This is a genomic window from Nitrospira sp., assembly GCA_005116745.1.
Lineage (GTDB): Bacteria > Nitrospirota > Nitrospiria > Nitrospirales > Nitrospiraceae > Nitrospira_D.
Genome location: SWDS01000001.1, coordinates 283024 through 296023, shown reverse-complemented (window position 1 = coordinate 296023; position 13000 = coordinate 283024). Strand labels below are relative to the sequence as shown.

Below are 13000 nucleotides of genomic sequence, written 5' to 3'. Positions count from 1 at the left end.
AATGCCGCTTAGGCGGCGAGGGAACCAATGGTAGGCAACCACTGGCGGACCGCCTTCTGTATCTCTTTGAGCCCCACCGGCTTTGGCAGAAAACCGTCCATCCCGCCCGCGATGCAGGCAGTTTCGACAGTGCTCACTGCGTAACCTGACAATGCGAGAATCGTGACAGGCCGACCATCCCCTCTCGTAAATCCTCGTCGACGGATTTCTGCTGTCGCCGTCAATCCATCCATCTCCGGCATTTCGCAGTCCATCAGGACGAGGTCGTATGGGCGCCTCTCAAGCGCCTGGATCGCCTCTCGACCTGTACCCGCCGTATCGGCTGATTCCCCGCAGAGCTCCAGCATGCGAAGAAAGACCTCTTGGTTCGTCGGATTATCTTCAGCCAAGAGGATACGCGCACGTGATCGTGGCTTGGAGGAATGGACGCCCGGGCTTCTGTCGTGGCCTCTATTGAGCAATACCTCAGGCGTCGAGTAGTCATCCGCCTGCTTGTGCTCCAGCCCAGCTCTGTCACTCGCGCTCACCTTCTCAAGACAGACCGTAAACCAAAATGTGGATCCGTTTCCTGGGGTACTGGTGAGCCCGACGTCTCCACCCATCAAGGAGGCGAGTCGTTGAACAATCGCGAGTCCTAAACCCGTCCCTCCGTACCGCCTCGTCATCGATCCATCAACCTGAGCGAACGGATCGAAAATTTTCTGCTGCGCCTCCAGAGGAATACCGATTCCGGTATCGCACACCGTCATTTTGAATAAGACCTTCTCCTCGCGATCCTCGAGACGCTCAACATGAATCAGGATGCTCCCTCGCTCCGTAAATTTGATGGCATTGCTCACGAGGTTCATCAGAATCTGCCGAAGACGCAGGCCGTCCCCTCGCCACACAGCAGGTAACTCGGGGTCGATCTGACATTCTAGACTGAGCCCCTTTCGTTGCGAGGGTTCATGGAATAGCCCGGCAACATCCTGCACGGTTGCAACCAGGTCAAATCCCGCGATGTGGAGGTCCATCTTGTCCTCATCGATCTTGGACAAGTCGAGTATGTCGTTGATGATCTGAAGCAACTGCTCGCCGGAATGATGGATGGTTTGGACGAAATGACGCTGCCGGTCGTTCAACGAGGTTGAGAGAAGCAGCTCATTCATGCCGAGCATCGCGTTCATGGGCGTCCGGATCTCATGGCTCATACGGGCTAAGAACTGTGACTTGGCCTGATTGGCCTTATCCGCCGCCACCTTGGCTTCCTTAAGGGCCTCGACCATTTTCTGTAATTCATCGTTGCGCTGTTGGAGCTCAGCCGTCCGTGCAGCCACCTGTTGCTCAAGATGCTGGTTCGTCGCCTGGAGTTCTCGATTGCGGGCATTGACCTGTGCAACGAGATCTTCGATCTGTGACCGAATGTCCCGTCCCAACTCCCACTTCCTGGTCAGCGATGCGGCAATCTGCTGAACCTCAATGGAATCGAACGGCTTCCGAAGGATGAGCAACCGGTCGCTCATCTCGAGCCGTGCGGCAATCTCCGCCCACGAATGATCTGAATAGGCCGTACAGATAACCACTTGAAGCCGTCCGTCCGCCTCCCAGAGCCGTTCAATAGTTTCCAAGCCGTCCCACCCTGGTGGCATCCGCATATCGACAAACGCCACCGCATACGGACGTTCTTCCCGACGCGCCATCTCTACCAGGGCCAACGCCGCTTGTCCTTGTTCCGCATAATCCAGCTCGAACTGGTCCAGGGCCTCGACAAGTGGCGTCTCTCCGAACAGCGTCGCCCGTGCGCGATGGAGCCCCTCTTCCTCAGATGGCGCTTCAAGGATTCTGCGAAAATCCTCATGGATGGCCCGATTGTCGTCAACGACCAAGATTCGAAGGTTTTTATTGTTGGCGCTCATCATCCGTCATGTCCTTCTGTCTGCCGAGAGGAGGAACATCATTACTCACAGCCTTAGGTCTGAGTTTCTTCTCTTCCACCCGCCATGAACACATGCATATCATTGATGAGGGAAAGGAGGTCCTGTGCACACCGTTGGAGTGTCGACGCATGCTCACGCTGGCCTGGACTCAGCGGACTATCAAGCAGAAGCTGCACTTTCCTGACGAGTTCATTCATGGGGGTCAGAATTTCATGGCTCATAATCGCGAGAAATTCTTCCTTTTGACGGAAGGTCTCCTCAAGATCGCTCCGAGAAGGAGCTGGCAGTCTGTCCGCAGCCCGACTGACAATATTTGCTTGCAGACGCTCATTCGCCTCCCGCAACTCGGCTGTTCGTTGACTCACGCTGAACGCAAGACTGTCAATCTGCAGTTTGACAGCGCGTGCCAGATTCCATTTCTTCGTCAGCGCGTTCGCGAGTTGAACAACCTCGATGCTGTTGAAGGGCTTCATCAGAATGAGCAGCTTGTCGGTGTCTCCGATACGACGACTCACATCTTCCCATGGATGATCAGAATACGCGGAACAAATCACGATTTGAACATCAGGATCGGCATACCACAGATGCTCGATGGTCTCGAGTCCATCCCATCCCGGCGGCATCCGCATGTCCACAAATGCCACCGCATAGGGATTCCCTCTTTGATAAGCATTCTGAGCCAGACCGAAGCCCTCACGCCCCTGGCTCGCGAAGTCCAGCTCATAGCGTATTTGTGATGGAAGTGTCGGAACCTCTCCAAACAAGGCTGCCCGAGCGTGAGCCAATGAATCGGAATCGGCCAGCGGCATCAGGATCTTACGGAAGTCTTCATGGATGTTCGTGTTGTCGTCAATGACGAGAACGCGCCGATTGTCCGTAGCCTGATCACTGTTCATGCTGCGGCTTCCACCACGACCAACGGGAGTTCCAGAGTGAACGTCGCGCCACACCCCTCGCCCGCACTCTGCCCGTGCAACGTTCCACCAAGATTTTTGGCGACAATGGCCGCGCTATGGAGCCCAAGTCCATGACCGGCCTTTCTCGTTGTAAAGCCTTGCGCAAACAGCCGAGGGAGATGCTCCGGTTTGACCCCGATACCGGTATCGATCACCTCAAATTGAGCGCAGGCCTGAGCGGAAAGCACTCCGATGCGCAGCGTGAGACGGCGGGTGCCCTCCGAGTGTTCCACCATGGCGTTCTTCGCGTTGGTGATCAGGTTGACCAATACCTGCAAGACTTGGTGTCGATCCGTCATCATCATGGGGACGGGGCTATAGTCCCGTATAATTTGGATGTGGTATTTCTCCGGCTCAGGGAGCGCCATCACGACCGCCTGTTCCATGAGATCTTCAGCGGACGCTGGCTCACGGATATTCCCTGCGCGGGCAATATCTTGCTGTGACATGATCACTTGCTTGATGTGATCGACTTTCTTCACAAGCGAGTCGAGTTCACCTTGGATCGTCTGATGGCTCCCGCTCAGGGATTCAGCCACCAAGCCAAGATAGGAGGGGATCTGCTTGCCCTTCGGATCGACCGTCAAGAATTCCTGTAGATTGTCCTGATGCTCGTTGAACATCGATGCGATCCGACAGACATCGCCCACCATCGGCTTCTTAAGTGTTTTGAGTAGCGTATCGGTCGATACATTAATGCTATTGAGAACGTTCCCGACATTATGCAGTACACTGGACGCCACATCCGCCATACCCGCTTGGCGCGAGGCATTCATGAGTTGCTGGTACAGCTTTTCCTTTTCCGCCTCAGCTTTTTTCCGCTGATCCATCTCGACGTGCAAATTCGTATTCGTGGCCTCGAGTTCCTGGTTCTTCTGTAAAATTTGGACACGTGATGCCTCTAATTCACTGTTCGCATCCTTAAGTTGAGAATTGGCTCGATCCAGTTCGGTGACGTCGTGAAACGAGACGAGCGCTCCTCTGACCGTGGACCCGTCGTCCATAATCGGGACCGTATTGACGATGAATTTTCGCTGCTCCCCATCGGAGAGATTGATAATGAGCGGGATATTGTCGAGAGAGCGCCGGTCCATAATAGCCCTGGTCCACGGATACACCATGAGCGAATCCGTTGGAGTCATCGACTTCCAGCCAAGCGTCCCGAGATCGGAGCCAATCAACGAGGTCACGGGCTTATTGACAGCGCGACTGAATGAATCATTAGTAAGAATAATCGCGTCTCGCATGTCGATCATTACCACGCCCTGCGTCAGGGCATCGAGCGCCGCTTTCACACGTGTCGGAACAATGCCGGAGGGATCGAGCTGACGGAGCGTGCGCTTCATGAAAAAGAGGTAGCCGAAGAACCCCATCACGCTCACAAACGCAAGGAAGCGTATCCATGGATCGGAAAGAAAGCGGTCGATTCCTGAGCCTTCAGATTCACGAAACGCCAATTGGAGCACACCCCATGGTTGATCTCCGGAAAAGATCGGGACTTGAAGGGATTGAAGCGTCGATTGGTCACCCAGCGGCTGAACCCAAACCTGTGCATGCGCGCCAACTTGCGCAACGATGCCGCCGTCTTTTTGAAGGAGCGCCAGTGAGGAGATTTCGTGATTCCGCTTGGCCAACGTCTCCATGGCAAATTGAATCGTTTCAATCTGATTCCGCTCCGCTAATACCGAATATTGAACAGCCAGGGCTTCGGCTAAATCGCGACGATATTCGAAGACCTGGCGATCATGGTTGGGCACGAGATCGACAAGTGAAGAGCCGGCTAACATCACGCTGATCGTCACGCTGACCAAGCCGAAACTGATCCAAACTAAGGGGGTCACTTTCATGACTGCGTTCCGTTCATGGGTATCGCTTCGGGCCGTTTGTTCTGTGATCAGCAGTTTTCAAGACTCGATCTAGGCCACGGAACTGCTTATTTTCCTGGTCATCGTCCTCACGCATCTTGCGGTCGCGCTTCCGGCGAGTGAGTAGTTCGCCCCCCAATACTGGCAGCGGATCAAAATGCCGCCAGGCTGGCATCGAAACGAGGAAACTCGCGACGAGCGACCCCCCACGGAGGATCCAGGCAACGAACCCCGCAGATAACGCCACCCCGGAGAATGACGCCACACGCCCAACGAGGTGAGTCTGGGACTCTCGCTCTTGCACGCCACGCTCCAGCTCCTCAGTCAGCCTGGTCAAACGCTCGGCAAGCTTGTGACCAACGGCGAGAACCTTTTTCACTGGCAGTGACAGCGGTTCAGCCGGTACTGTCGGTAGCTCCTGAATGACGGTATTCGGTTGCTCGCCCCTCGCAAACGTCCGATTCGCCATCACTGCTCTTGGCGCCGGATCATTACTAGCTCCCACCACCGACACACCTTTGACCGGCACCTCCGTACTTATCGGCACGGAAGACGGAAGGACTTGAGCTGGAACTACTCCGACGCTGCTCCCACCCCCAGAAACCGGGCCAGATCCTGATCCGGTTCCTGAACCGGTACCACCAGAACCGCCGGTTCCACCGCTCCCGCCACCGCCGCCAGGGGGTGGGAAAAATGGCGAAACCGTGAACGTAAATATGGAGGCACCGATAGTGCCTCCAGCTCCATCACTGACGGTAAATGTAAAATTATCACTCGTGGTAGCTACACCGTTATGGACAAACACCAGTCGGCCGGCATCGATATCAGCCTGCGTAAACGTCGTGATCGCCACGCCGGGAGTAGTTGTCAGTTCGAGGTGCCCATTGAGAGGAGCGGTGGTCACCATATAGATCAGTTGACCTGATGTATTATCCAAGTCGACCACGTGCAGCTCACTCGCTGTGATCACATCGGTCAATCCTTGGGTAACTGTAGACCCGGTATTGGCAGCAAGACTTGGAACACTGTTGCCAGCTGGCGTGACGGTAATCGTCACAGTTGCCGTGTCACTCAACAGACCGTCGGACACCGTATAGGTAAACGTGTCAATACCGGTGAAGTTCACTCCCGGGGTATAGGTAAAGGTGCCATCGCCATTGTTCACAACCGTCCCACCGTTGACACTCACGGCATCAAACGCGGAAATGCTAGCTGGACTCAGCACTGAATCCACATCACTATCGTTCGCCAACACATTGCCGGTCGTCACCGCCGTGTTTTCGGTCGTGACTGCCACATCATCGCCCGCTACCGGCGCCTCGTTGAGGTTGTTCAGATTGATCGTGATCGCCGCGGTATCGCTCAGGGTGCCGTCGCTCGCCTGCACGGTCAGGGTAAAGCTCGGCGTGGTTTCGAAGTCCAGGGCCGCACTGGTCGCCACGGTGATGGCTCCCGTCGCCGCGTTGATGGCAAAGGCCCCGCCCGTGTTGCCCGCCGTAATGCTGTAGGTGAGCGCTTGGCCGTCCCGGTCCAGGTCGGTCCCCGTGAAGCTGTCGCTGATGTTGGTCACGGCTGTGGCGTTCGCACTGTTCTCGTCGAGGGCCACGGTGGCATCCACAATGGAGGGCGGATCGTTGACGCCGCTCACCGCGACGGTCGTGTCGTAGTTCGCGCTGGTCCCACCGTCGCCATCAGTCAGGACGTACCGCACGGTCCGCGCCCCCGCCGTGGGCATCGCCGTATCCGTATTCTCATAGGCGATGTTCTTCACCAGCGCCGTCACGGCTGTGGGAGTCGCGCTGGCATTGAACGTAATCACAAGATTGCTGCCACTGCTGCCGCCGGTAAACGTGCCGATGCTCACACCGCCGTACGTCACATTGCTGCCGCTCACGCCGATTTGCCCGGCCCCGGTCCCTTGGTTCTGGATGCTCAGCACGTCTTCGGCACTGTCCATGCCCGCAGAAATCGAGACGGTCAATGTCCCAGTATCGAAATTGGTCGAATCTACATCGGCCACCAGTGCATTACCGCCCTGCTCAATCACCACCGCCCCGTCGCCCTCGTTGTACGCGAGGCTGTCGCCGCTTAGGTTCGTGATGGTCGGTGCCACGGAGGCCACGACCGTCACCTGCATTTCCGGTGTAAAGGCCAGGCCCCATGGATTGACGATGCCGGTCGTGCCGCTGTCGAAGAAGCCGAGTGAGGTGCCGGTGGTGGGGTCGAAGCGTTCCACACGGCCGGCGGTGAAATCGGTCACGTACAGCGTGCCATCCGGACCGGTTTCAATATCGTAGGGCGTGATCGAGGCATCGATCGTCGACATGAACGCGCCGGTCGTGCCATTGAATTTGAGCAGATCATTGACCTGGCCGTCACCCACATACAGATGACCGTCAGAGCCGAATTCCATCGATACCACGCCGAAGCCGGACGGCAAGGTTGCAAACGCACCTGCGCCGATCTGGGCGCCACTGACACCGTCGAACTTATAGACCTTGCCGCCGAACCAATCCCCAACGTAGAGATGCCCATCGGCACCGAAGGTCAGCGGAGTCGGCCCATTGAGGGTGCCGGTCGCAAACACGTCGATAAATGCCCCCGTGGTCCCGTTGTAGCGCAACACCTGATCCGTATCGTAACTGGTCACATACAAATGGCCGTCGTGACCGAAGACCACGTCGGCGGCGCTCGCGAGGCCACCACTGCCGGCTGCGACAAACACGCCGGTCGTCCCCGCGCCGAGGTCATACCACACGACATTGTTGGACGCGTACCCACTGACATAGAGCCGACCATCCGGTCCGATGACGCTGCCTGAAGGGTTGTCCAGAGAACCATTCGCCGGCAGAACGCCGAGCAGCCCACCGGTGACTCCATCGAGCTGACGGATACTGTCATTGCCAAAACTGGAGACCAGCACCTTGCTGTCGGTAAACGTCCCGTCTTCGTCCGTGGCTGCAGCAAGAATGTTGTAGGTCAGTCCGATATTTGAATAGCTGTGCGTGACCGTCGGAGGGTTGCCCGCGACAGCCTGCACCGTGCCGTCGCCCCAATTGATCGTCCATCCCGAAATGGTATCGGCACCGGGATCAGACGCGCTGAGGTTCAAGGTGTAGACACCGCCATTGCTGGCCGTCGCACTCCCCGTAGCCGTGAGGGTGGGGGCTGTATTGTCCACGTTGAGGGTGGTGGTGGTAGTCACGGGAGTTGTTCCGTCGCTGACACGCAACCCGATCGTGTAGCTACCATTGTCGGCAATGCCGAAACTCTGCAACGTGGCCCAGGTGACGGTGGGATTCACTGTCGTGGGCTCGCCGACTTCGCCATAGTTGCCGTCGTTGTCGAGATCCCACGCGTACGTCAGCGTATCGCCTTCTGGATCGCTCGAACTTCCGGCGTTCAGTGTCAGATTTTGACCCTCCACAATGGTGTATGGACCCGCCGCATTGGCAGATGGCGGATCGTTCTGCGCCGTAATCGTAACGGTCGTGCTACCAGTGGCCGTCAATGCGCCGCCGGTTCCTTGACTGCCCGTGTTCCCGTCGCTGAAGGTCCAGTTGATCTGCGCGCTGGCCGGTGGGGTGTCACTGGAGTTACTGTAAGCAATCTGCTGCATTGCCTGATTGACCAAGGTATTGGTGGCGCTGCCGTTGAATGTGAATTGCAGCGTCCCGCCGCTATTCGTGTAAGTCCCGATGGTGGTGCCACTCACTACGACATTGCCACCGCTCAAGCTGAGCGTACCGCTTGCGCTGAACACGTCCTGCGCATTAGCCCCGCCATTGCGGGTCAGCGTGAGCGTGGCGCCGCTGAAGTTGTTGGCATTCGTCAGCTCTGCATCAAAGATGGTCACGTCGGCATCCAGCACGACGGCCGCGCCGCCTTCGATATACGTCGGCGTACCATTCAAATTGCTGAAGACCGGTTGGTCGTTGACGGCCGTCGTCAGGTTGACGGTGCCAGTACCCGTGTTGCTCGTCCCGCCATCGCCGTCGGTAACGACAACTGAGATTGTGCGTACGCCCAGTGTAGGTGTGTCCGACGTCGTGGTATAGGTGATGGACTGGTAGACTGCCTGCACCTGCGCCAATTGCGCGTTGACATTGAAGCTCACGGTCAACGGCGTGCCGCCGGTGCCGCCGGACCATGTGCCTACCGTGACGCCGCTCACCAACACATTTGAGCCAGACAGTGACACACCGCCGATACCGAGCAACTGCAGCTTGTCGGTCGACTCACCACCGACGCTGATGGAGGCCGTGAGTGTTCCTCCGTTAAAATCAGCACTGTCCGGGTCCGTGACGGTCACCACGCCAAAGAACGGATTTCCCCCACTGTCTTCCCCTGCGCCGGCCGATCCCCCGTTAGTCAGTAACGGCGCATCGTTCACGCCACTGACCGTGATCGTCACGGTTGCATTTGCGGATTGTGCCGTTCCGTCGCTGGCGCGGTAGGTAAACGAGTCGATGCCATTGAAACCCGTGACAGGCGTGTAAACGAAGCTGCCGTTGGTATTCAGGGCCAGGGTGCCGTGGCTGGGACCCGCGACCAACACTGATGTCAGCAGTCCGTTGTCGATATCCGTGTCGTTGGAGAGAATTCCCGTGCCGACGTTCTGATACCAAGCGACCTTGTCATCGAGTTCCGACGCCGATACCACGTCGAGGTCGTTGTCGCCATCGATGTCGGCCACGAATACCGAGCGCGCCCCGTTGTCGGTGGTCGTAATGTTTTGGGCCGTAAAGTTTTCGTTGCCGTCGTTCTTGTACAACACGATTCGGTCGTCGTCGAACGAGGCGGAGAGCACATCCACATCGCCATCGCCTTCAATGTCCACGGCGTAGACTGAGCGGGAGCCCACTACCGATGTCGAGATGGTAATGGCAGTGAAGTTCTCGCTGCCGTCATTGCGATACCAGGCGATCTTGTTGTCGGCGCGCGAGGCCGACAGCACGTCAATGTCGCCATCGCCATCAACATCGATCGCAAACACAGACCGCGCTTCGTCTGCCGCAGTCGTGATCGTGTGAGCGGTAAAGTTCTCGCTGCCGTCGTTCTCGTACCACGCAATCTTGTCGTCGTTTTGAGAAGACGACAGCACGTCGATGTCGCCATCCCCGTCGACGTCGATGGCGAATACCGCACCTGCGGCATCCGCTGCCGTGCTGATGGTATGTGCCGTAAAGCTCCCGGCGCCATTATTCTCGTACCAGGCGATCTTGTCGTCGTCGAACGAGGCGGAGAGCACATCCACATCGCCGTCGCTATCGACGTCGGTGGCATACACTGAAAGCACATTGTTGGCGGTCGTGGTAATGGTCTGAACCGTGAAGTTCTCATTGCCGTCATTCTTGTACCACGTGACAGTGTCGGCATTGCTGGCGGCGGCAATCACGTCCATGTCGCCATCGCTGTCGAGATCGGCTGCGAATACAGAGTACGCCCCATCGACACCAGTCGTGATCGTATGCCCCGTGAAGCTCCCGGCGCCATTGTTCTCGTGCCAGGTGATTTTGTCGTCCGAGTTCGAAGCCGACAGCACATCGACGTCGCCGTCGCCGTCCACATCGGTCGCATAGACCGAGCGGGGAGCGTCGCCGGCGGTTGAAATGGTGTTCGAGGTGAAGCTCGCACCCCAGCCCCCTATGGTCAAGGTCCCGTTTTCAGCCATAACGTGGTTGTCGTTGCTGGCGACCGGCGCGTCGTTCACGCCGCTCACGGTGATCGCTACAGTATCGATATCGGTCAGGCTCAGGTCGGACGCCAGGGCTGCAATTTCGGAGGCCGTCAAAACCCGATCGTACACGCGCGCGTCATCGACGAGGCCATTGTTGTAGGCGTTAGCTGCGGCAGCATTCCTCCCAATATTTGTGTCTCCTGCCCCCGTCCAGTAGATCGAGTTTGCAATGCTCGCAGATGCCACCAAAGCTCCGTCGATATACAGCGCATGAGTATTGCCCGTGTCACTGTACGAATACATCACATGGTGCCACCCGGTGCCGGCGATAAACTGATTGGAGTTCAAATCAACCCACGAACTGGCTCCAATCTGAACACTGCCCTTGACGCCGGACGCGTCATCCAACGCGATATGGACCCGATTATCCAGCGAGATAAACTCTTTGCGGCCTGTGCCTGCTGCCAGATTCACCCATCCACCAACGGTGACTTCCGTCGGATTGGAGAACGTACTCGTGATCTGAACATAGTCGTCCACCCCATCTAGACTCAGCACCTGCCCGCGGGTGCCGTCGGTGACGTAGGTCGCCCCGTTGACCAGGGTGCCGTTCTGAGGGGTGCCGGCCACATCGTTGGCGTTGCTTTCGAACGTATAGCGGGCTTGGAGGTTGGCGTCGATGTCGAGGGAGACCAGAGTATTGTCGCGTGAGACGAGCGTCAGGGTGGCGCCGCCGCTGTACTCCGCCGTCGGGATATAGGTCAGGCCATTGAGCGCCGTGTTGATGTTCGCGACTGTTCCACGGAACGTCATCGTGGTATCCGCCGTTCCATCGCCGCCCGTAAAAGTCAGTCCCGTCATGCCCGCCAGCGTGAGGACTCCGTTGGTCACCGAGACTGTGACTTCAATCGGGTTACTGCCGGCATCGATATCGGAAATGGAAATCTGGTTACTGGTGCCGGACGAGAAGACCAGATTCGTGTCTTCGTTGGTACCCTGCGACCCAGGAACCGTGTTTGTCGGCGCATCGTTGCTCGTCGTATAGAGCTGCGCGACATCTCCGCTGCTTAAGGCGCGACTATACAGGCGAACATCGTCGAGACGGCCGTCGTAGTCGCCGGCAGCCGCACTTGACGCGCCGATGCGAAGACTATTTGTGTTGTTGATATTGCCGACTGTGGTGACGACTGCGGTTGACAGTTGACCATCGACATACAGCTGAGACGTGGTGCCGTTACGAACACTGACGACGTGATGCCAGTTTCCATCGAACAGGCCACCGACGCTCAGTGTCGTTGAGCCACTTGTGCCCTGAATGAAGGTGGTGAGGGTCGTGGTATCCCGATACATGATGAACCCGTTGGCACCGCTGGAGTCCCCAATAAGTCGGCTTTGGCCAGCAGTGGTTTGGGTGGTGTTGAGCCACAAGGCCACGGAAAAGTTGCCACTGCCGAAATTGGTAGCCGCGTTGTCCGGCGCTTCAACCCGGTCGAAATTGCCGCTGAAATCGAGTGCGCTGGTACCGACTTGTCCGGCGGTCCAGACCGGAGGGCCCGTCAGCAAGGTGCCGTCGTTGTTCGTGGCGCTGGAATCGTTCGCCGTGGTCCCGCTGCCGTCGTCGAGCTGGTAGTGGCCGACGAGATTCGACGTAATATCCAGTGTTCCACTCCACTCACTTTGAACAATCGAGGAGACGACCACGTTGGTCTCGATCGCGCCTATCTGATATTCCAGGTTCCAATCGCCCCCGAGCCCGACATGGCCCGTCACATCGGTAGATGCCGCCACTTCAGCACCCGTTAACTGTCCGAGCAGAGTCGCTGCTTCCTGCCCAACCTGACCTTCAGCAAAGCTGCATCCATAGATGACAAGATCGGCAGTGTTGGACAGACTCTGCTTAATCGTCGCGAGTTCATCGGCATACTGTTCTGACATGGATGCCGCATCGAGCGTGCTCGTTCCCAGGTGAAGGACTCCGGAGTCACCATGCGTGATCAGATGGATCGCATCGATGCCCGTCCGACCGGCGAGTATCTCCACCATCTGCTGCACGCCATCGCGAGTCGGGTCGAGGATGATCACTTCGACGTTGGGGCTGATGCCATCCAGCAGTTGTTGGTAGTCACGCACGCTGGGAGAAAGAAAGATGATTTCCTGGCGCGCCGCCGAGGTGTCGTACGCGGCTAGTGCATCGAAGAGAGCCTGGTCGCTGGCGCTAAATTGCGGCTCGCCGGTGGGTGCCCTGAGCGGCGCCTCGCTTGTTCCCCCATCATCGGGCGAGGCTGAGGCCTCAGCTTGGGTTTGTGCGAGTTGTTGAGTTGCAAGGGTGTCGACCGTTGCCACCGCCGCGCCATCGAACATAATCCGTGGTTCGAGAGCCAACCAGGAAGTGGAATATGAAGGCAGGTGAGACCCCGTCTGGACGGACATCGGCGGACGCCTGCGAGATGCCTTCTCCACGGACCGCTTATGTTTACCTAGTATTCTCAGGGTAAAGAGAAGACCGAGTTTCTCAGATTTTCCATGTACCAATTTAGCAAGTCGATGCCACTTCCCGAAGCAGATTCCCCCTTCTTGGCAAGG

Annotated in this window: 4 protein-coding genes; all 4 read right to left on the bottom strand. The window is 57.5% G+C overall.

Features of this window, described 5'->3' with window-relative positions; genetic code table 11:
• Positions 1-8 precede the first annotated feature (8 nt).
• The 4 genes from E8D52_01410 to E8D52_01395 are packed head-to-tail and all read right to left on the bottom strand — an operon-like array spanning position 9 to position 12847.
• A complete protein-coding gene (locus E8D52_01410) occupies positions 9-1898 on the bottom strand; it encodes a response regulator (GenBank protein TKB70778.1) in 1890 nt (629 codons plus the stop codon).
• 50 nt (positions 1899-1948) lie between these two features.
• A complete protein-coding gene (locus E8D52_01405) occupies positions 1949-2812 on the bottom strand; it encodes a response regulator (protein TKB70777.1) in 864 nt (287 codons plus the stop codon).
• Positions 2809-4719, bottom strand: a complete 1911-nt coding sequence (locus E8D52_01400) for a hypothetical protein (protein TKB70776.1) — start codon at positions 4717-4719, stop codon at positions 2809-2811. The genes E8D52_01405 and E8D52_01400 overlap by 4 nt, the downstream gene beginning before the upstream one ends.
• 13 nt (positions 4720-4732) lie before the next feature.
• Positions 4733-12847, bottom strand: a complete 8115-nt coding sequence (locus tag E8D52_01395) for a DUF4347 domain-containing protein (GenBank protein TKB70775.1) — start codon at positions 12845-12847, stop codon at positions 4733-4735.
• Positions 12848-13000: the final 153 nt, after the last annotated feature.